This window comes from Paenarthrobacter sp. NyZ202 (genome assembly GCF_049860755.1).
GTDB lineage: Bacteria > Actinomycetota > Actinomycetes > Actinomycetales > Micrococcaceae > Arthrobacter.
In genome coordinates, this window is the sequence record NZ_CP187556.1 from 1136421 (window position 1) to 1157013 (window position 20593).

Annotated in this window: 20 protein-coding genes; 12 read left to right on the plus strand and 8 right to left on the minus strand. The window is 64.3% G+C overall.

All coding sequences use genetic code 11. The features are described 5' to 3' along the window. Window position 1 precedes the first annotated feature (1 nt). From ACPFL9_RS05430 to ACPFL9_RS05445, 4 genes are all read left to right on the plus strand, one after another. A complete protein-coding gene (locus tag ACPFL9_RS05430) occupies window positions 2-1933 on the plus strand; it encodes a DUF5107 domain-containing protein (protein WP_426006253.1) in 1932 nt (643 codons plus the stop codon). 47 nt (window positions 1934-1980) lie between these two features. Beyond that, a complete protein-coding gene (locus ACPFL9_RS05435) occupies window positions 1981-4209 on the plus strand; it encodes an McrB family protein (RefSeq protein WP_426006255.1) in 2229 nt (742 codons plus the stop codon). Between the two features lie 82 nt (window positions 4210-4291). Continuing rightward, window positions 4292-5500, plus strand: coding sequence for a 5-methylcytosine restriction system specificity protein McrC (locus tag ACPFL9_RS05440; RefSeq protein ID WP_426006256.1), 1209 nt, complete (start codon window positions 4292-4294; stop codon window positions 5498-5500). Between the two features lie 33 nt (window positions 5501-5533). After that, window positions 5534-5782 carry a PLD nuclease N-terminal domain-containing protein gene (locus tag ACPFL9_RS05445; RefSeq protein WP_426006257.1) on the plus strand — a complete coding sequence of 83 codons (249 nt, stop codon included), beginning with the start codon at window positions 5534-5536 and terminating at the stop codon, window positions 5780-5782. Here the strand turns inward: ACPFL9_RS05445 and ACPFL9_RS05450 are convergent, their stop codons facing one another. Beyond that, window positions 5783-7453: a sensor histidine kinase gene (locus ACPFL9_RS05450; protein ID WP_426006258.1), complete on the minus strand. Its 1671-nt coding sequence runs from the start codon at window positions 7451-7453 to the stop codon at window positions 5783-5785. Between the two features lie 100 nt (window positions 7454-7553). On the opposite strand from ACPFL9_RS05450, the gene ACPFL9_RS05455 reads away from it, so the two are divergent. Then, window positions 7554-8300: a response regulator transcription factor gene (locus ACPFL9_RS05455; protein WP_426006259.1), complete on the plus strand. Its 747-nt coding sequence runs from the start codon at window positions 7554-7556 to the stop codon at window positions 8298-8300. Window positions 8301-8362: 62 nt separating this feature from the next. Here ACPFL9_RS05455 and ACPFL9_RS05460 read toward each other — a convergent pair whose 3' ends face one another. After that, on the minus strand, window positions 8363-8740 hold the full coding sequence (locus ACPFL9_RS05460; protein WP_426006261.1) for an Hpt domain-containing protein: 378 nt from the start codon (window positions 8738-8740) through the stop codon (window positions 8363-8365). 180 nt (window positions 8741-8920) lie between these two features. Between ACPFL9_RS05460 and ACPFL9_RS05465 the strand changes: the two genes are divergently transcribed. Continuing rightward, window positions 8921-9103, plus strand: a complete 183-nt coding sequence (locus ACPFL9_RS05465) for a hypothetical protein (protein ID WP_426006263.1) — start codon at window positions 8921-8923, stop codon at window positions 9101-9103. Here ACPFL9_RS05465 and ACPFL9_RS05470 read toward each other — a convergent pair. Then, window positions 9073-9552, minus strand: coding sequence for a very short patch repair endonuclease (locus ACPFL9_RS05470; RefSeq protein ID WP_426006265.1), 480 nt, complete (start codon window positions 9550-9552; stop codon window positions 9073-9075). The two genes, ACPFL9_RS05465 and ACPFL9_RS05470, sit on opposite strands and share 31 nt — an antisense overlap. Before the next feature lie 215 nt (window positions 9553-9767). Beyond that, window positions 9768-10793 (minus strand): biotin synthase BioB, encoded by a 1026-nt coding sequence (bioB, locus tag ACPFL9_RS05475; protein ID WP_426006267.1) that lies wholly within the window; start codon window positions 10791-10793, stop codon window positions 9768-9770. 232 nt (window positions 10794-11025) lie between these two features. Here bioB and ACPFL9_RS05480 point away from each other — a divergent pair, with 232 nt between their 5' ends. Then, on the plus strand, window positions 11026-12702 hold the full coding sequence (locus tag ACPFL9_RS05480) for a purine-cytosine permease family protein (RefSeq protein ID WP_426006268.1): 1677 nt from the start codon (window positions 11026-11028) through the stop codon (window positions 12700-12702). 71 nt (window positions 12703-12773) lie between these two features. Here ACPFL9_RS05480 and ACPFL9_RS05485 read toward each other — a convergent pair whose 3' ends face one another. Next, on the minus strand, window positions 12774-13949 hold the full coding sequence (locus ACPFL9_RS05485; protein ID WP_426006270.1) for a zinc-dependent alcohol dehydrogenase: 1176 nt from the start codon (window positions 13947-13949) through the stop codon (window positions 12774-12776). A 130-nt stretch (window positions 13950-14079) separates the two neighbouring features. Here ACPFL9_RS05485 and ACPFL9_RS05490 point away from each other — a divergent pair, with 130 nt between their 5' ends. The 4 genes from ACPFL9_RS05490 to ACPFL9_RS05505 all read left to right on the plus strand — a co-directional run bounded on the left by ACPFL9_RS05490 (window position 14080) and on the right by ACPFL9_RS05505 (window position 16255). Continuing rightward, entirely contained in the window at window positions 14080-14283 is a 204-nt protein-coding gene (locus ACPFL9_RS05490; RefSeq protein ID WP_426006271.1) for a hypothetical protein, read from the plus strand. Window positions 14284-14427: 144 nt separating this feature from the next. Beyond that, a complete protein-coding gene (locus ACPFL9_RS05495; protein WP_426006272.1) occupies window positions 14428-14868 on the plus strand; it encodes a hypothetical protein in 441 nt (146 codons plus the stop codon). Between the two features lie 108 nt (window positions 14869-14976). Further along, window positions 14977-15606 (plus strand): hypothetical protein, encoded by a 630-nt coding sequence (locus tag ACPFL9_RS05500; protein WP_426006273.1) that lies wholly within the window; start codon window positions 14977-14979, stop codon window positions 15604-15606. Window positions 15607-15634: 28 nt separating this feature from the next. Beyond that, on the plus strand, window positions 15635-16255 hold the full coding sequence (locus ACPFL9_RS05505) for an SIS domain-containing protein (RefSeq protein ID WP_426006274.1): 621 nt from the start codon (window positions 15635-15637) through the stop codon (window positions 16253-16255). An 80-nt stretch (window positions 16256-16335) separates the two neighbouring features. Here ACPFL9_RS05505 and ACPFL9_RS05510 read toward each other — a convergent pair whose 3' ends face one another. Genes ACPFL9_RS05510 through ACPFL9_RS05520 form a run of 3 tightly spaced genes read right to left on the minus strand, consistent with a single transcriptional unit; the run spans window position 16336 to window position 19819 of the window. Beyond that, window positions 16336-17682 carry an MFS transporter gene (locus tag ACPFL9_RS05510; protein WP_426006276.1) on the minus strand — a complete coding sequence of 449 codons (1347 nt, stop codon included), beginning with the start codon at window positions 17680-17682 and terminating at the stop codon, window positions 16336-16338. A gap of 14 nt (window positions 17683-17696) precedes the next feature. Continuing rightward, entirely contained in the window at window positions 17697-18698 is a 1002-nt protein-coding gene (locus tag ACPFL9_RS05515; protein WP_426006277.1) for a PDR/VanB family oxidoreductase, read from the minus strand. 17 nt (window positions 18699-18715) lie between these two features. Then, a complete protein-coding gene (locus tag ACPFL9_RS05520; RefSeq protein ID WP_426006279.1) occupies window positions 18716-19819 on the minus strand; it encodes an aromatic ring-hydroxylating dioxygenase subunit alpha in 1104 nt (367 codons plus the stop codon). A 164-nt stretch (window positions 19820-19983) separates the two neighbouring features. On the opposite strand from ACPFL9_RS05520, the gene ACPFL9_RS05525 reads away from it, so the two are divergent. Beyond that, on the plus strand, window positions 19984-20589 hold the full coding sequence (locus ACPFL9_RS05525) for a PadR family transcriptional regulator (RefSeq protein ID WP_426006280.1): 606 nt from the start codon (window positions 19984-19986) through the stop codon (window positions 20587-20589). Window positions 20590-20593 lie beyond the last annotated feature (4 nt).

Here is a 20593-nt window from a genome sequence, read left to right on the forward strand (position 1 = left end):
CGTGGCAACACCATCCAACCTCATAGTGACCACCCTGACGCTGAGCATGGCCGATGTGGGCCCGCTGAACCCCTTGCCCGTGGTGGCCTCCGAACTGGACCAGCCCTGCACCGTGGGCGAGGGTGTCCCCGAGGAACTCCAGGCGTCCGCCCGGTACGGACTGGTGCCCAACGTGTACCCGTATCTCATGCAGGACGGGTACAGCCGGGCGGCGGCACCTAAGGAGCTGCCCGCCGTCGTGCTTGAAAACGCCAAGCTGCGCGCCACGGTGCTGCCGTCGCTGGGCGGCCGGATCTGGGAGCTGTTCGACAAGACGACCGGCAAGCAGCTGCTGCATACTCACGGGGCGCCGCAGCTTGCCAATATTGCCCTGCGCAAGGCATGGTTCGCCGGCGGCCTGGAGTGGAACATTGGCACGCGTGGCCACTCGCCAACCAGCTGCGATCCGCTCCACACAGCGATCGTCCATACGCCGGACGGCAAGCACATCCTGCGCATGTGGGAGTTCGAACGGCTCCGGGAAGTGGTGTTCCAGGTGGACATCTGGCTGCCGGAGGAATCGGAGGTGTTGTTCGCCGCGGTCCGGATCCGGAACCCCAATGACCAGGACATTCCCATGTACTGGTGGAGCAACGCCGCCATTCCGGAGACGGCAAGGACCCGCGTGATCGCGCCCGCCGACGAGGCGTTCGGCAGCGACTACGCCACGGACATCACCCGGGTGCGGCCCACCGCCCATGAAGGCTACGACGGCACGTGGCTGGTGAACAGCCCGCACGCGGCGGACTTCTTCTTCGATATCGATCCGGCCGAGCGTCGTTGGGTGGTGGCAGCGGATGACGACGGCGACGGGCTGGCGATGCTCTCCACCGGCCTGTTGCGCGGGAAGAAGCTCTTTGTGTGGGGCCAAGGCCAGGGCGGCAAGCGGTGGCAGGAGTGGCTGAGCCCGGGTGCCGGCCCCTATGCCGAGATCCAGGCCGGGCTGGCACAGACCCAGTTCGAGCACTTGGTGATGCCTGCCGGCGCGGTCTGGTCCTGGGTTGAGGCCTACGGCAATGGTCACCTCGACCCGGGCATTTCGCACGGCCAGGACTGGGACGCAGCCGTGGAGCACACCGGCCGGCGGCTCGAAGAACTGCAGCCGCACGACCAACTGGAGGCCCTTCTCCCCGCCGCAATCAACAATGCCGATGTCCCGCCGTCCAAAATGATCTTGACGGGCAGCGGGTGGGGCGTTGTGGAACGGGCCCGGCGGCGCCGTGCCGGCAAGGGGTGGATAGACGAGAGCGGCACGCCGTTCGTCAGTGAAAGCGTCACTGCGGAACAGGAGCCCTGGCTTGGGCTGCTGAAGGGTCAACCGTTCGACGGCGCACCCTCCTTCGTTGCCGGCGCGGACTGGGAGGAACTGCTTGGCGCTCAGGAAAGCCCGGAAGCAGGCTTCCAGCTGGCCACCATGCGCCACGCGCGGCAGGACCTCGAGGGGGCCAAGGAAGGGTACCGGCTGGTCCTGGCCGCCGACGGTGTGCGTCCGCAGACCCGGGCCCTGGCCCATCGCGGTCTCGGCTTGGTGCTGCTGGCGGAGGGGGCGGACCAGGAAGGCCTGGCTGAACTCGGGACGGCTGTCCGGAACGACCCATCCAGCACATCGCTGGTGGTCGAGGCGGCCACCTTGGCCGTCCGTCACGGCGACCCGGCCATGACGCTGGAACTGGCAGAATCGGCACCCACGCAGGGCGCCGCCGTCGGGCGTTTGACGTTCCTTAAGTCGCTCGCTCTGGCCCGTACCGGCGATCAGGCAGCCGCCGCAGCAATCCTTCGACAAGGCGTGGAAATTCCCGACCTCCGCGAAGGTGAGGACGCGATCTCGGCCCTGTGGCAGGAAGTCTGTCCCGGTGAACCCGTCCCCAGGGAATACCAATTCGGCATGCATTAGGGTGTGGATATCCAGATGCTTGGTTAAACCAAACAAGGTAAGTTGGCATGGTGACCCCCTCCGTGAAAACAGCCCTTGACCGTGCTCCCGGAATCTCCAAGGAGATCGAGGACGCTGCCTGGTATGTGCTCGATCCGGCACTCCACGGCAAGCCATCGGCGCTGGACGGCAGGACACTCACCTGGACGGCAGATGCCGCCGGCGAACTCCTGGAACGGCTGGAGCGGGGCGTTGCCGACTCCAAGGCGCCCATGATGACCAACCTGCGGCAGAACCTTGATGGCGCATCCCGGGAAGCCAAGCTGCTCGCCGTTGAACTCCTGTATCTGCAGTCGCTGCCCTTGGCCCACGAGGTCAAGTCCCTGCGGGTCAAACGCGCCCGGGTCGCCGAGGCAGCGTCGTGGGTGGAACCGGCCATCGAACTGCCGGAGGAACTCTACGGGGGCATGACGGACCACGGGGTTATCCGGGACCGCACCGCCGAATTCAACTGGACTATCTGGGACCACCTGAAATGGCTCTGCCGGTTCGTCGCCCACCTGGACAGCCAGAGCACTGAGGCCATCAACCAGGCGCTCGCGGATCCGCACAAGTTCCACGAACTGGCTGCCGGCACACCGGACGACCAGCCCGCCCTCCGGCGCAGCATCGAGTACCTGGTCTGGCCCAGCTATTTCGAACCCGTGGTGGCCGACGTCGAACGCCGCGAAATCCGTGACGCCTTCGCCTCTCTGGTGGGTGGCGCCAAGGGCGACACGGAAGAAGACATCACCGCGGACATCCACCGGATCAGGCTGCATCTGGATGAGCAGGCAGGCCAGCGGATCGATTGGTACTCACGCCAGTTGGTCAGCCAGTGGCGAAAGGTGGGAGACCCGGGCCGCCGCTCCTGGTTGCTGCGTACCCATCATGACAACGCCGACCTCCTGGCCTCCTGGGTGGCGGAGGAGAAGGCGACGCTGGATGTCGAACACCTGCGCCCACTCACCGCCGGCGTCACCGCCGGAGTGGTCCAGCACGCCGTGGACGAGGACTACAAGCACCTGGGCTACGTTGAGCGCGAGGACACCAAAACCGCGGTGTTTGCCTTCCTCACCGTCATGAAACCCGGTGACCTCACCCTGTACCAGCACGCGGGCCGCGTCCGCGTGGGCGTGGTTCTGGGCGAACCGGACGAGGACAGCCGCAGGATCCGCCGCAAGGTCCGCTGGTTCGACGACAGCTACGCCATCACCGAACTGCCGCGCCACGCGCAACGCCAGCTTTCCACGCCGGGCATCATCGTGGACGTCACCAGGGTCATCCAGGCACTCCAGGAACTGCTCCCTGGAGAAGCCGAAACCGACGGCGAGGACGAAGCCCCGCCCACGGTCGCCGTCGAGGTCGTCCAGCAGGGTTTCCGCCCGCTGACGGAAGAGTTCGCAGCATCCCTGCACATGGAGCTGGAGCCGTTGAAGGAGATCGCGGAGCTGCTGGAGGACAACCGCCAACTGGTCCTCTATGGCCCTCCCGGCACGGGCAAAACCTACCTTGCCAAGCACCTCGCCGCCGAGCTCGCCGGCGACAGTACGGATGAACGCGTCAAGCTGGTGCAGTTCCACCCGTCGTACGCCTACGAGGACTTCTTTGAGGGCTACCGTCCGGACAAGACCGACGACGGCCAGGTTTCCTTCAAACTTGTGGCCGGACCTTTGCGCAGGTTGGCGGAGGAAGCCGCCAAGCCTGAGAACGCCCACAAACCGTACTTCCTCATCATCGACGAGATGAACCGCGCCAACCTGGCCAAGGTCTTCGGTGAGCTGTACTTCCTGCTGGAATACCGGGACGACCGGATCTACCTGCAATACAGCCCCAACGAGCCCTTCAGCCTGCCGGACAATCTCTACATCATCGGCACCATGAACACGGCCGACCGGTCCATCGCCATGATGGACGCGGCCATCCGGCGTCGGTTTGCCTTCATCGAGCTGCACCCCAAGGAAGAACCCGTGCGCGGTTCACTGCGCCGGTTCCTGGAGGCGCGGGGACTGGACACCCTCAATGCCGACCTGCTGGATGCGCTGAACGACGCCATGGACGACTGGGACCGCGACCTCATGATCGGGCCGTCCTACTTCATGAAGACCGCCGCCCAGACCCCCACGGGCCTCCGCAGGATCTGGAAGTACGAGCTCATGCCGTTGCTCGAAGAGCACTATCACGGCCAGTTGAACCGTGCCCAGTTGGAGGAACGGTTCGGCCTCGACCAGTTGTTGGGACGTCTTGCTGCCCGGTAAGGCCATCCCGCCCAGGCCCACCAGGGCGCCATCCAGCGCGAAATCCGGCCCGGGGCGGACCACTGGCCTGCGGCACGTGGTGATGGACGAGCTCTCTCGCGGGGTAGTGGACAAGCTTGATCCGGAGTCGGCTGCGTTCATCAACTCCAGCGGGCTGGCCAAGGCATCGCCGCTGGGAATGGGACTCTACAGAATTGAACCGGTGGGCAAGGTGGGGTCGGTCCGCACCGGGACGGTCCAGTTGGAAGTCCGGCCCAAGGACCGTTTGGGCCTGAGCCGGCTGCTGTTCCTCCTGAGCTACGCCGGAGACCAAGGATTCGGCGACCACTCCGTGGAAGCCGTGGAGCACCCCGATCTGTGGAGCGCGTTGGCGGAGTCCCTGGCCCAATTGGCTGAGCGGGCACTGAACCGTGGGGTACTTCAGGGTTACCTGACAGTGGATGAGTCGCTCCGGACGGTCAAGGGGCGTATCCGCATTTCCGACCAGATCTCCCGCCGGCCGGGGATGCTGGTCCCGCTGGAAGTGTCCTATGACGAGTTCACCGAGGACATTGCGGAAAACCGCATTCTGCGTGCCGCGCTCGAACGCATGGGCAAGGTGCCCGGCGTCCGTCCCGACGTCCTCAGCCGCTTGCGGCAGCTCAAGGGAAAGCTCGACGCCGTTACCCGCCTGGCGTCCGGCGCTCCGCTCCCGCCGTGGCAGGCCACGCGCATGAACCTCCGTTACCACGCCGCCCTGAGGCTGGCCGAGGTGATCCTCCGTAACGGCTCCGCAGAAGCAGGGGTGGGTACGCAGCAGACGGCCTCGTTCGTGGTGGACATGGCCCAGGTCTTCGAGGAATTCGTGGGCAGGGCTCTGCGCCATGCCATGGGCGCGTACCCGGGAGAGATGCGGCTGCAGTACGGGGCCCTGCTGAATGAGGCCGTGCGGGACACCGACCGTTTGACCGTTCGGCCGGATGCCGTTCATTTCCTGGGCGGCCGCCCGGTGGTGGTGTACGACTCCAAATACACCGCAGCCGGAGACATCGGCGCTTCGCTGAACGCCGACCACTACCAGCTGCTGGCCTACTGCACAGCCCTGCGCGTCCCCACGGCCTGGCTCGTCTATGCCGGTGCCGGGGAAGTGAAGCTCCGGAGGATCCTCAATACCGATATCGACATCGTGGAGTATCCGCTGGACCTCTCATTGCCGCCCGGCCGGATTCTGGCCGCAGTGGCCGACCTCGCGGAACAGTCCTGGGGAGAGGTGCTGCGCCAAGCTGTGGCGGGACGAACGGCGTCGGACTAGCCTGAAAAGGTAACCCACCGCCAAGGAGGCATCATGGCCCGCAGGAAATCGTGGCGCGATATGAGCAAAGGCCAAAGGGTCATGCTCATGGGCAGCGGAGCGCTGAACATGGCGTTGCTGGGCGCCGCGCAAAGGAGCATCGCCAAGACACCGGACTCGCAGATCAGGGGTAACAAGGTGCTGTGGCGCCTGGCATCCTTCATCAACTTCTTTGGTCCGCTGAGCTACTTCCTGTTCGGCCGCCGTCGGGAAGCTGCCGGCAAGGCGACCATCAAACGCTGATCAGGCCGGGACCTTCACCGTAAACGTGGTGCCCTGCCCGGGCTCGCTTTCCAAGGTGATGGTACCGCCGTGCGCCTCCACGATTGCCTTGCTGATGGGAAGGCCCAGGCCCACTCCCGGTATGGCGCTGTTGCGCACCGCTCCGGCACGGAAGAACTTGGTGAAGGCTTCTGCCTGCTCGTCCTCCGACATGCCCATGCCGGTGTCCGAGACGCGGCAGTAGATGTGGTCCTCGTCCTCCCAGGCCGCCACCACCACGTCGCCGCCGTCGGGGGAGTACTTGATGGCGTTGGAGACCAGGTTGTCCAGGACCTGCGACAACCGCGAGGAGTCCACCCGCGCGAGCAGGGCCGGGGGAGCATCCACGGACAGGCGGATTCCGGCCTTGGCAGCCCGTGGCTCCGCAGAGTTCACACTGCCGCGCACCAGTTCGGCCACGTCCACGGTGTGCGGCTGCACCACGATCTGGCCGGACCGGACGGACAGAAGATCGGATACCAACGTGAGCAGGCGTTCGGCATTCCTGCGCACAATGTCCAGCTGCTTGCGGTATTTCGGATCGAGTCCGGTGGGGTCGTCCAGGATAAGTTCCACGTAACCCAGGATGGAGGTCAGCGGAGTCCGGAATTCGTGGGAGACACTGGCCACGAAATCGTCCTTGGCGGCCAGTGCATTGACCAGGTCCGTGACATCGCTGAACACCACCACGGAGCCGGCAAACTTACCTTCATCATCCAGCATGGGCCGGGCACTGGTGGTGAAGGCCCGTTGCTCCGGTCCCGTTCCGAGCCACACCAACTGGTCCGTGAAACGTTCGCCCAGCACCGCCCGCCGTACGGGTCGGATGTCCGGCGGCAGCGGGGTGGTCCTGTCCGTGTCGAAGACCAGGAGTTGGGATTCGTTGGGATCGTCGTTGTCCTCAGGACTGGCCAGGGTGTGGGTCTGCCGCTGGCGGCGGTTCATGAGGATGTCATGGCCGTCTCCGTCCACGGCGACGACGCCCAGCGGGAGCGCTTCCATGACGGTATTCAGCAGCCGCTCCTGCTTGGTACTGGCCTCGAGGGCCTCCTTCAAGGCCTCGTCTTTCTGTTCGAGGGCACGCTGCTGCCGCACCATGCTCAGGGTCAGCACACTGACGGAGACGCCGATGCCCAGCATGAGGATGGGAAACAGCAAGGGCTTGGTCAGGTCCTGTTCCGTGAGCCTGCCATTGATGAACAAGGGAACCCACACAATGCCCAGTGGTCCCACAAAGGACAGGGCCATGGCAGTGCGGGGAAAGAGCCCCGAGGCGCACAACCAGATGACGGGCAGGACCACCAGCACGCTGAGGCCGGTCAGGGCTTCCTGCCCGCCTTCCCGTCCGAAACCGATGGAGATCATGTCCAGGATGGGGATGGCCAGGAAGCTGGGGAACGGCAGCCGGTGCCACGGCACCGCGATGCACAGTGCCAGCAGGAAAGCCTGGCTCAACAGGAACACCAGGAAGAGCGGATTCTCCAGCGTGGCCGGGAAGAACAACCAGACCAGGATGGCGGAGATGCAGACACAAACAGACAGCGGAAGCTGGCTCAGGACCACGCGCATGCGCAAGGTGTGCTCGTGGAAGGAGCGTTGGAAGAAGAACAGCTTCTTCTTCTCTCCAAGGTCCCAGGTGGCGGGAGGGGTCATGGCACAACCACCAGGGACGGGGGACCGAGTCGGTTCATGAGATCAGCCTAACCATAATGGTTATACTTCGAAGGGTTATCAAAGGGGCTGAGGGGTAGCAATGAGTGAAGTACGTGTGGGGCTGGTCATCGAAGATGACCAGGATATTCGCGAATTGGTACGCGTGGTCCTCTCCCAGGCCGGGTTCGACGTCCATGTCGCTTCCACCGGATCCGCCGGTGTCCTCTCCGCCCGTGAACTGAACCCTGACGTCATCACCCTGGACCTCGGACTCCCCGACATTGACGGTTTCGAAGTCGCCCGGCAGATCCGGAAGTCATCGGACGCGTACATCATCATGCTGACCGCGCGTGCGGAGGAGCTGGATACGCTCATGGGCCTCGAGGCCGGTGGCGACGATTACCTCACCAAGCCTTTCCGTCCCCGCGAGCTGCGTGCCCGGGTGGAGGCCATGATGCGCAGGCCGCGCGCGTCGTCGTCGGAATCCCGCCCCGCCGGGGCAGACACGGACCCGGAACTTGTCCATAACGGACTGGCGGTGTCCGCAGGGTCCCGCACGGCGGTCCTCAACGGAACCGAAGTGAAGCTGACCCGCACGGAGTTCGACCTCCTGGTGGCGCTGTTGGAGACCGGTCGCATTGTCCGCACCAAGGCCGACCTGGCGCGCCGCCTCCGCAACGAGCCCTACGACGTCGGAAGTTACGTCAGCGACGCCGACGAACGCGCCGTTGAAGTCCACATGGGCAACCTGCGCAAGAAGCTCGGCGACAGCATCCAGAACCCGCGCTGGCTGGAAACCGTCCGCGGCGTCGGTTACCGCCTGGCCCCGGCGATCCAGAACAACTAACCTCACCCAACTAGGTCGCATTTGTGCGCGTTTTGAGCCGTCAAAACGCGCACAAATGCGACCTAGTTGGGATGCCGGAGCTCGCAGATCGTCCCGAAGACGAAGCGGTCGATCTCCTCCAGCTGTGGGCTGAGCTGCATCAGATGGTCACCACCCGGCAGCAGCTTCATGCTGACTTCCAGCTCCGCGGCGAGCCGTTCAATGCAGACGGCCCCAACCATATGGCTGGAAGTCTTCAAGCTCAGGACCGCGTCCATGGCATCTTCCATGTCCAGGTTGACCAAGGATTGATGAAGCCGTGCTACGCGCCAGGGAAGCAGTTCCACATAGTTCTTGACGAATGTGGTGACGATGGACGCGTCCCCGCCAAGTTCGGCCTGGAGTCCAAGGAGGACAGCGGGATCCACCAGGGAGTCTGTGCACTCGTCATAGTCAGACACCAAACCCCTCCCGCCTCCGAACAATGGATTCACGATTCAACATTAGGTGTCCCGGAATAGCCGTACTGCCCCAAAACGAAAGCTTGATCCAATCTTGAGCGGACCCCGCGGGAGTCTTGATCGGAGGGCCTGACAGTTAGGTTGGTCAGCCGAATGATCGCGGAATGGGGGAGTCCGGGCATGTTTGAAGGAACGGAAAACCTCATGGACGGTGGTGCCCGACCCTCTGCCGCACTGATGGCAGTGATCGTCTTTTGCCTGGCCGTTTTGCTGGGTATCGGAGGAACAGCAGCCTTCGCACTGTGGGAGCAGGGCCACGGCAGCCCGGCCCATCAGTCCGCCGATTCAGTGTCCTCACCGTAGTCGCGGGCTGTACCGAAGCCGCTGTCCAGGAATCCTGTCAGGCGCCTTTCCAAACCCGCCCGGTCTTTCAGTTCGCATTCCCAGACCGTCAGCACCCTCCACCCCTCAGCGTCGAGTTGCCGGCGCTGCAGGGCATCGCGTTCCCGGGTTCGGGCGCGTTTGGCCTCCCAGAACTCCGCGTTGGCGGCGGGCGCGTGGAGTCCTGCCCTGCAGTCATGAAAATGCCAGAAGCAGCCGTTAACAAAGATGACCTTGCGCCGCCCGGCAAACACCAGGTCCGGCCGCCCCGGCAGTTTGGACCCGCCCGCCTGGCCGTGGAGCCTGTACCTGTAGCCTTTGGCGTGCAGCAACTTCCGCACCAACAACTCGGGTTTGGTGTTCTTGCCCCGGATCCGGGACATGTTCCGGCTGCGCTGTTCCGGCGTCAGGAGATCCCGGCTTTCGCCCATGCAACAAGCCTACCCAGGGGAGACGGAGGCGCCGTGGCGGGAACACTCCGCCGTCCATCCCGTGGGCGTGACCTGGACTTTCATGCGCCGGCCACAGTGCGGGCAAAACCTGGGCGGCTCCATCAACAGCTGCTGTTGGCAGCTCTGGTGGGCGTCCGACGTCGGGCCCTCGCCTTTGGTTCCCACCGCACCGCCGCAGTGGCTGCAGTAGCTGCTCACAGTGACTTCTGGAGCTCCTTGATGGGCATGTTCAGCTCGACCAGGAGACTGAGGTCGGCAGTCGCCGGACGGCCCAGCGTGGTGAGGTAGTTCCCCACGATCACGGCGTTGATCCCGCCCAGCAGGCCTTCGCGGGTCCCAAGGTCGCCGAGCGTCAGTTCTCGGCCGCCCGCGTAGCGAAGAACGGTGCGCGGCATGGCGAGGCGGAAAGCGGCGATCGCGCGAAGGGCGTCCTTGCCGTCCATGATGCCCTGGTTCTCCAAAGGTGTTCCGGGACGGGGATTGAGGAAGTTGAGGGGGACTTCGTGGGGGTCCAGGGCGGCCAGCTGCGCTGCGAGTTCCGCGCGCTGTTCCAAGGTCTCGCCCATGCCGATCAAGGCACCACAGCACAGCTCCATGCCGGCAGCCTTGACCATGGCACACGTCTCCAACCGTTCCTCGTAGCTGTGGGTGGTCACTACCTGCGGAAAGTAGCTGCGGGCGGTTTCCAGGTTGTGGTTGTAGCGATGGACGCCCCAGGCGGCCAATTGGTCCACCTGGCGCTGGGTCAGCATGCCCAGCGAGCAGGCGATGTTGATGTCCACTTCCTCACTGATGCGGTCGATGGCGAACTTGATCTGGTTCATCAGCTTGATGTCCGGGCCACGGACTGCTGCAACAATGCAGAACTCGGTGGCTCCGGTGGCGGCAGTTTCCTTGGCTGCCTTGACCAGTTCCGGAATGTCCAGCCACACGCCGCGGACGGGTGAATCGAACACCCCCGACTGGCTGCAGAAATGGCAGTCTTCGGAGCACCCGCCGGTCTTGATGGAGATGATCCCCTCCACCTCGACGTCCTCGCCGCAGTGCTTCAGCCGGACGTCATGGGCCAGTTGCAGGGCTGCCGGGATGGCCTCGTCGGGCAGTCGGAGGATGTCAACAAGCTGGGGTTCAGTGAGGCCCTCGCCCCGTCCCAGGACCTGCTCCCTTGCGAGGTCCAGAATGGCATGGGCAGGGGCGTCAGTAGCTGTGTCTGCGGTCATGGACATGACGCTATCGGGGGCGGTGACAGTTGATTTTGGAGAGTAGTCACAAAGGGCCGCGGCCGTTTTTGGGCGCTTCCGTGACCCGCCATAGCCCGTGACCGCTGATGCAGAAGTTACACCTGTGAAACACCGCCGTGACCGTGCGGACAACCAGCGTGACTAGCGTCGTGGGCAGCACCAGGGTTCCAGCGGTGCCCCTGAGAACCCCCATGAGCGAAAGAGAGCAAGGATGAGCGACGTCCTGACCCAAAGCCAAAGACAAGCCACACCCAATGCCGATGCGATCAGCGCGGCCAAAGAGAGCCTGGAGGACTACACCCTCCGGTTTGCACCCAGGTCCTATCGCAAGTGGAGCGCTGGGGTGGTGGCCACAAGTGCGCTGGGAGGCATCGCCTACCTGGCCGACTTTTCCATCGGCGCAAACATCGGCATCGCTTACGGCACGGCCAACGCCGTCCTCGGCATCATTGTGGCGGCGGTCATCATCTTCGTGACCGGCTTCCCGCTCGCCTATTACGCCGCGCGGTACAACATCGACCTCGATCTCATTACGCGTGGATCCGGTTTCGGTTACTACGGATCAGTGGTGACCAACGTGATCTTTGCAACCTTCACCTTTATCTTTTTCGCGCTGGAAGGCTCCATCATGGCCCAGGGGCTGGAGCTCGGCCTTGGGGTCCCGCAATGGCTGGGTTACGCGGTGTCCACGGTCATCATCATTCCGTTGGTTGTCTACGGGATGAAGACCCTCGCCACCCTGCAGGTGTGGACGACCCCGCTGTGGCTGCTGCTCATGGTCATCCCGGTGGGCTACCTGGTGGTCTCGCACCCTGAAAGCATCGACTCCTTCTTCGCCTACACCGGTGCATCCGGTAATGGTGGGCCGAACCTTGCCTCGGTGATGCTGGCCGCAGGAGTTTGTCTTTCCCTCATGGCACAAATTGCCGAACAGATCGACTACCTCAGGTTCATGCCTCCCAAGACAGCAGCCAACAAGGGTGCGTGGTGGCGCGCAGTGATCCTGGCCGGCCCGGGATGGGTGCTGTTCGGGGCGATCAAGCAGGTCGTCGGGCTGTTCATTGCCATCTACCTGATCGCCACTCTTGACCCGGCGGCTTCAGTGCACGCCAATGAGCCGGTCCACCAGTTCCTGGGCGTGTACCAGGAGATGATGCCAGCATGGCTGGCCATGACCCTCGCCGTGGTGCTGGTGGTCATCTCGCAGATCAAGATCAACGTCACCAACGCCTACTCCGGCTCCCTGGCATGGACCAATTCGTTCACCCGCATCACCAAGACCTACCCCGGCCGCATGGTGTTCGTGGTGGTGAACCTGGTGATTGCCCTGGTGCTTATGGAAGCGAACATGTTCCACTTCCTGAACACGATCCTCGGTTTCTACGCCAACTGCGCCATGGCCTGGGTGGTCACCGTGGCTTCCGACATCGCCATCAACAAGTACCTTTTGAAGATCTCGCCGAAGGTGCCTGAATTCCGCCGCGGCATGTTGCACGCCGTCAACCCCGTGGGCTTTGTATCGATGCTGGTCTCGGCTGGCGTCTCCATCGCCGTCTTCTTCGGAGCGTTCGGTGCGTCCGTCCAGCCCTACTCTCCGATCTTCGCGGTGCTTCTGGCCCTGATCCTCCCGCCGGTCCTGGCGATCGCCACCCGCGGCCGCTTCTACCTGCGGCGCACCGATGACGGTATTGACCTGCCCATGTTCGATTCCGACGGCAACCCCAGCGACCAAAAGCTCCTCTGCCATGTCACTGGTTTGGAGTTCGAACGTCCGGACATGCTCCGCTCGGGTCAGGACGGACCCGACGGCGAGCCGCGGTTCATCTCCTCACTCGCCTTATCCACGGACAAGTCGGGCGCGTTCGTGTTGCCTCCGCAAAAGAACTAGCCAGGCACAGTGAAGCCCCCGGCCGGTCCGGTTCAGGCCGGGGCCGGGGGCTTACCTGTTTGTCGGCAGGATCAGGGTTTCAGGACGACCTTGATGCAACCATCCTGCTTCTTCTGGAATTTCTCGTACAGCTCCGGAGCGTCATCCAGACCGCCGGTGTGGGTGACCAGGTGCATGACTCCCAGCGGATCGGCGTCGTCCTCCACCAGCGGAAGCAACTGGTCAGTCCAGCTGCGCACATTGCATTGGCCCATGCGCAGCTGGATCTGCTTGTCGAACATCGTGAGCATGGGCATGGGGTCCGCTTGGCCACCATAGACGCCGCTGAGGGAGACCGTGCCTCCGCGCCGCACCATGTCCACGGCTGTATGGAGGGCCGCGAGCCGATCCACGCTGATGGTTTCCATGGCCACTTGGGCCGGCTTGTCCGGCAGCAGCGAAACAGCCCGGTGGAGGAAGGAAGCCACGGGCGAGCCGTGCGCTTCCATGCCCACGGCATCGACCACGGCATCGGGGCCGCGTCCCAGTGTCTCCTCCTTGACCATGCCTGCCACGTCCGGACTGTAGTCCATGGTTTGGACACCGTGCTGTTCGGCCATGGCCCGGCGTTCGGGGACAGGATCCACGCCGATGACACGGAAGCCCTTGTGCTTGCCGATCCTTGCGGCGAACTGGCCTACTGGGCCCAGGCCCAGCACGGCCAGGGTGCCGCCCTCCGGCACATTGGCGTACTCAACGGCCTGCCACGCGGTGGGAAGGATGTCGGAGAGGAACAGGTACCGTTCGTCCGGAAGGTCGGAATCGATCTTCACCGGCCCATAGTCGCCAAAGGGCACGCGCAGGTACTGGGCCTGCCCGCCGGGAACGGAACCATAGAGCTCGGAGTAGCCAAAGAGGGCAGCACCCGAACCTTTTTCCTTGACCTGCGTGGTCTCGCACTGCGACTGCAGTCCCTGGTTGCACATGTAGCAGTGGCCGCAGGAGATGTTGAAGGGCACCACCACGCGGTCGCCCTTCTTGAGGCGGTGGACTTCCGGGCCCACCTCTTCCACAATGCCCATGGGCTCGTGTCCGATCACGTCGCCTTGGTGCATGTAAGGGCCGAGGACTTCGTAGAGGTGCAGGTCCGAACCGCAGATAGCTGTGGACGTGATCCGCACGATCACGTCCGTGGGTTCCTGGATGGTGGGATCCGGGACTTCCGTGACGCTCAGCGAGCGCCGGCCTTGCCATGTCACTGCTTTCACAATTGTTCTCCCTGCCCATAGCTGGAGGTGTCCCGCGCTGCAGGAGACCCTCCCAGCGAAGCAGAGTCGGGGGCGGCGCACAAGGCGGCGAAGCCTCGACTCGCGCTGTCTCCCGGCCTAGATTGGGGCTATGGGTGACCAAGCGCGCAGATCGGACAAAACACCTGACGGAACGTCCGCCACAGAGGTTCCTGCCGACGTCGGGCAGGCTGAAGGCGATCCAGGAACAGGTGACTTCACCACGGAGGTGGACCCTGCGTTCATCCCGGATGACATCGGCGAGACGCCGGAGGAGAAGCGGGCGCGGGAGCATCCTGAGGCCACTGGCAGCTGACGCGTCAGGCCCGGCTCCCTCCAATGACGACGGCGGCTTCCGCGCCGCTGCTCTGGAGAGTGCCGTTCAAAAACTAGTAAGCAATCTGATTATTAGTTAAGATGTTGGCAAGCAGAGCATCTGTCGGACAAAGTTGACCGAGGAGTGAGCAGGTTGTCGACCATACAGAACCCACCGGTTCCGGAAAATACATCACGTCCCGCCGTGCAGCCACTGAAGTGCACCAACTGTGGCTCAAGTGAGAACCTGGACCTGGAAACCATCGAATCCATCGAGCCCCACACGGGCGAACTCCTGGTTGCAGTCTCCTACACGTGCACCCGGTGCGAGGCTTCTTTCTCCCATACCGCCACGTTCCACGAAGTGGCGGCAGTCCTCAACAGCCGGAGTGCGATCTCCGGCCTCCTGCAATTTGGCGGGGAGTACTTCCACTGCGGCGAGCCGATGCAGTTTGCCGCGTCGTCCGCGAAGAGCGTTTACGTACCCATCACCACCGAGGACAACGATGATCCGCTGATGGACGTATATCTCAAGACCCGGGTCCTGGAATGCAGGTGCGGCTTCCGTATGGAACTGCCGGCGTGAGCAACCGGCGTACCGTTTGGGCGCAGTGGACATGGGGTACATGACGGGGAACCGGACTTGGGCTGGCAACGGCGCCCAACAAAGCCGTTCACAAGGGAGGTAATCCACATGGATACCGGACTGTTGGTGACCATCATCATTGTGGCCGTGGTTGTGGTGGCCGCCATTATCATCGCCGTGCTGGTAGGCCGGCGCAAGAAGGCGGAAGTCAACCGACACCGCGCCGAAGAACTGCGTGAGAAGGCCGAGCAGGAAGCCGTTGGCGCGCATCAGGCCAAGGCGCAGTCGGCCCAGGCCGAGGCAGCCGCAGTGCAGGCCGAGGTCGAAGCCAACCGGCTGCGCCGCGAGGCCGACCGCCACGCAGAAAAGGCCGACGAAGCGCACGGCCGCGTCCAGGAGCACCTGCGCCACGCGGACAAGCTCGACCCCGACGTCAACACCGGGCGGGACGGCCGCTCCGAGGGGGACCGCTCTGAGCACGACCGCTCGGACCACGACCGCTCTGACCGCGACCGCTCGAACGGGGACCGTGGCCGGTCGGAGGACCGGGACGGCGTTCACGACGGCGGTCAGCGCCTCCTGCGGGACCGGTCCCACCGGGACGGCACGCACCGGGACGCCTCAGGGCGGGACGCCTCCCCGAACGGCACCGCAGCGGGCGAGGGATCCACGCGTGATGACTCCGTTCGGGACGGTGCTGCCCGTGACGGGCGGCGGGACGGCGGCAGAAACCTTTAGTTTTTGTGGAAAGAAGCGGAGGCAGGAGATGAGCATCGTGGTGAGGCGGACCGGCCAAGGGGTGCGTGCGGCGGATCCGAAGCGTAACCGGCACGCTGTGGACGTGGTTCTCGGCCACTTGGGCGAAATCGGTCCGGCCGTGGCGGCGTTGCGGCGGGAATCGTCACGGCTTGCCGAGTGGGGTGAAGAGTTGGCCAGGGCGAGGCTCCGCGGCGGCAAAGTGTTCGCCGCCGGCAGCGATGGTTCAGCCCATGAAGCCCAGCGCTTTGCCTCCGAGCTCACGGCCCACGATGCCGCACACAACGGAGGCGGATCTGACGGTTCCTTTGTTGCCATCGTCGCAAACAAGGACCAAGGGCAGACCATCAGTGGCCAGATCCCGGGCGTGGTCCGGCGCGGTGACATTGTGGTGCTCCTGGCTGCCAAAGGCATAACGGAGGATCTCCGCGATGCCGCTTCGGCCGCGAAGTCGGCGGGAGCCAAGGTGTGGGCTCTCACCGGCAGGGAGTCCCGCGACCTGGCCCAGGCCGTCAATGAAGCCATCAATATCAACACAGATCCGCCGCACGCCGAGGAAGCGCACCTCGTTGCAGTCCTGGCGCTGTGCGAATGCTTCGATGAGTCGATGCGGGAATTGGGGAAGAACTAGCTCAGCGGCTCTTCCCCTCCGACTGCACAGGGCTTCAGGCTGGGTGCCCTCTCGACCCGGGAAAGCACCCAGCCCTGCCTCTATCGGGTGCTGGCTGCTGAAGCGGAGTCCTCGGTTACGGGGTCCTGGGCCTCTTCGTACGGGCGCAGCCGGAACAGGGCGACGGCCGCGAGGAGGACTACCACCGCAACGCCGATATAGAGCTGCGTGGGGGTCCAGCCGCTGTCGAGCATGCCACCGACCGCAATAGGGGCGAGGATCGCACCGGCCCTTCCGACGCCGATGCCCCACCCCACCCCTGTGGTGCGGACGCCGGGCTCGTAGGCCATGGGAGCCACCGTGTAGAGACCGGCGATGCAGCCATTGACGAGCATGCCCACCACCACACCTGACGAGAACGCCAGCAGGGGAACAGCGGTGGTGGTAATGAAGAGGACCAGGGTCACCGCACAGAGCACCGTAAAGGCCATCAGGGTCCGCCGCTCGTCCCACTTGATAGTGAGCGCGCCATAGAGCAGCGAGCCGAAGGTACCGCCCATGGTGAGCATGAGTCCGCCGATGATGCCCTGTTGCTCGGTCATCCCGGATTCCACCAGCAGGCGGGGCGTCCAGGAGTTGGCGAAGTAGAAGCCAAACATGGTCACGAAGAAGGAGATCCAGAGCAGGATGCTGGCTTTGCGGTAGCGGGAGTTCAGCAGCGTAGCCACGCTGCCCTGCTGTTTTCCACTGCCCGCAGCAGCGGGACCGAGGGTGACGCTGCCTTCGAGCCGCAGGCGGCGGGCAATGTGCTGGAGTTTCGCGACGGCGTTCTGCGGCCGCCGAGTGCGGAGGTAGTCGACCGACTCGGGCAGGAGGGCCGCGGTGAGGGCGATCGCCAGCAGGGTCAGCAGGCCACCGGTGAGGAACACGGAGCGCCACCCGAAGGCGGGGATCAGGTTGGTGGCGCCCATGCCGCCGAGTGTGGCGCCCACACCGTAGCCGGCCGTGAAGATGCTGACGGCCATGCCGCGGCGGCGGGTGTTGGCGTACTCGCTCGTGATTACGGTAGCCGAGGCGAGGATGCCCCCAACGCCCAGGCCGGTAAGGACCCGCCACAGGCCGAGCTCGAAAGCGGAATTCGCCGTGCTGGAGAGGAACAAGCCCAGGGCGTTGATCGCCAAGGCCACGATGAGGATCTTGCGCCGTCCGTAGCGGTCCGCAAACGGTCCGAGGACCAGGGAGCCTACAGCCATGCCGATGAGACCGGTGCTGAGCAGCCAGCCGAGCTGGGCGCCGGAGAGTCCGAACTCCTTGGTCACGGAGGTTGCTGTGAAGGCCATGGCCAGGACGTCATAACCGTCGAGGGCGTTGAGGAAGGTGGTCACCGCGATGATGATCCACTGGTACGACGACATCCTGGATGCGTCGATTTGGTGTCGGATATCCATGCTGCTGATGCCTCTCAGGGGACGTCGATGGTAAGGATGGCGGGGCGGGGCGTCGGCGCGGCGGAAGCCTCTGCAGCGACCGCACGCGAGACGCAGCAGCACATCCTGGTGTTGGGTTCCTTCTGCCGGTCCGAGTAGAAGACGTCCCGGTGGTCGATCCGCCCGCTGAGCTCAAGCACCTTGACCTGGCACAGGCCACACTCGCCCTTGCGGCAGTCGGACATCATGTCCACGCCCTCGCGCTGGAGGGCATCCAGCACGGACTCGTCCGGGCCGACAATTGTCGCTATCCCCAGCCGGGGGATGCGGACAGTGAATGGTTCAGCCTCGTACCAGCCGCTGTTGCCGAAGGTCTCGTAGCGCAGGTTTGTGGGGTCGAGCTCGCGTTCAGTCCATCCGCGGCGTACGGCGTCCATGAGCCGGATGGGACCGCACATGTAGAGTTCCGCGCCGTCCGGTACTGAACCCACGAGGGCGCGGACATCGAGGGAGGTGCCCTCGGCGTCGATATGTGGCTCGAGGCGGTCCCCGTGGAGGGCGGCAAGGTCGTCGAGGTAGGCCATCGACTCCCGGGAGCGGGCCACGTAGACGAGGCGATAGTCAGCGCCCAGGCGGCGCAGCAGCGCGGCCATTCCGGCGATAGCGGTGATGCCGATGCCGCCTGCGAGCAGGACATAGGAGGGCGCCCCGACCCGAAGCGGGAAGTTCTGCAGCGGCTGGGTAACCTCCAGGACGTCCCCGGGCCGGAGCGAGTGCATGAACACGGAGCCTCCCCGGGAAGCAGGTGTTTGGAAGACGCTGAGGGCGAGATGCGTGCCGTCCTCGGCCGCATCCACCACGGAGTACGAACGGACATGCTGCTCGCCTGCAATGTCTGTGCGGACATCCACGTGCTCGCCCGGGCGCACAGTGCACGGGCGTTCGGGGCGCAGGACGATGCGACGGATGTTCTCGGCGACGTCGGACACTGAGTCGATGGTTGCCTGCTGCCAGATGATCTGGTGGGAATCGGCCACGGTGGAACTCCTCCTGCTCAGGCGTCCGGCAGTGCGGCGAGTCGGCCCTCAGCTTCGAGCGCGCGCTCCAGGAGCCGGCGCACCCACATCCCGCCCATATCGATGTTGAGGTTGTAGAACTCGTAGTCCGGGTTGGCATCGATCGCCGACTGCTGGGCCAGGAGCATCGCCTCGTCCTCTCCGAAGACGCCGTGCACCCCGCTGCGCAGCTGTGTGGTGATGAGCTGGCTCTCCAGCCGGTAGTTGCGCATGAAAGCCCAGAAGTAGTGGCACGAACGGTCGGTTTCCGGCGTGATCGTGTTCATGACGTAGCCGTTCACTCCCCGTGAGCGGTCGCCCTCAGGCGCTCCGCTCCCCGCCTCCGCTACACCGACATCGATGCAGATCGTTGAGGGGAAGTAGTAGTGGATGATCTGCCACCGGTCCACCTTTCCCTCGAAGTCCGGGAACTTGTCCCGCATGTTCTTCAACCAGAACGGCGGCGCGTCGATGTTGCGCATCCAACGGGTGACTGTCACTGAGGACTCGTCATGGGTCACCTCGAACTCGGATTCGGACAGTTCCTCTTGCCCGATCGATGAGCTGTGAACGAACTCCTCATGGGTGAGGTCCATGAGATTGTCCAAAACCAGTTGGTAGTTGCACGGTGCATGGATGGTCTCACCGTCTCCGGCCCATTCGGAGCTTTGCAGCTGGTGCATGTCGGGTACGAGGCCCGGGTCCGCTTTTGTAGGGTCACCGAGCCACACCCACACATAGCGGTAGCGCTCAACCACGGGGAAGGAGGGAACGGTAGCCGATGGATTCAGGGTTTCCTGCGCGGGCATGGAGGTGCAGCGCCCGGCGGCGTTGTAGCGCAGGCCGTGGTAGGGGCACTGGATCTCGTCGCGGCCCACCAGCTTTCCCTGGGACAGCGGGGCGAGGCGGTGCCAGCAGGAGTCAGCCAGTGCCACGGCCCGGCCATCACCGGTGCGGTACAGGGCCAAGGGGCGACCGGCAACCGTGCGGGCCAGGATCCCTTTGGCGGTGATCTCGTGGTCCCACCCGGCGACGTACCAGGCGTTGAGCGGGGAGGGCAGGAGCTTGGCTGTGGTTGTGGTCTTCGAAGCGGAGACAGACATGGAGCGGTCCTTCATCGTTGAGGGGGCCGGATAGTACCCAAACTAACTATGAAGATAGCTAGTAGGTGAGGTAGACCACATACTAGCTATCTTCATAGTGATATGCAAAGGTCTGTTGGAAGTAAGCTGGGTGAGGGTTCAATACCGACCTGAAAGGACCCGCCTTGACTCTTCGCTCGGCCTTGCTGGCGCTGCTGTCCTCGGGCCCGCTGACGGGCTATGACGTGGCCAAGCACTTCAGTTCCTCCGTGGGCCACGTCTGGCATGCGCCCGATTCGCAGATCTATCCGGAGTTGCGGAAGATGCTCGCCGAGGGTCTCCTCTCCAGCCAGTCCGTGCCATGGGGGACACGTGGAGCCACCAAGACCGAGTATGCCCTCACGCCGGACGGCGAGGACGCCCTGCGGGAGTGGCAGAGTCAGCCCCTGGCCTACGTCCGTGACCGGGATCCTGCACGCCTCAAAGCTGCCTACTTCGAGTGGGCACCCCCGGGCGTAGCGGCCCAACAGTTGCGGGCCCACATCGCCCATTACGAGGAGCAGCGCCTCCAAACGCTTCACATGATCGAGGCCCTCGAGCGGCGCGTCCATCCCACTCTTGCCCGTCGCCTTGGCCGATATGCCGAAGAGGAGCGGGAGCAGGTGGTCCGCTTCAAGGTCTTCGCATATGAAGGGCAGCTCGCCCGTGCCGAGCAGGAAATCGCCTGGGCCAAGAGAGGCCTGCAAATACTTGGGGAGGCGGAGCGGCCCGAAAGCCCCGATCCGTTGTGATCTG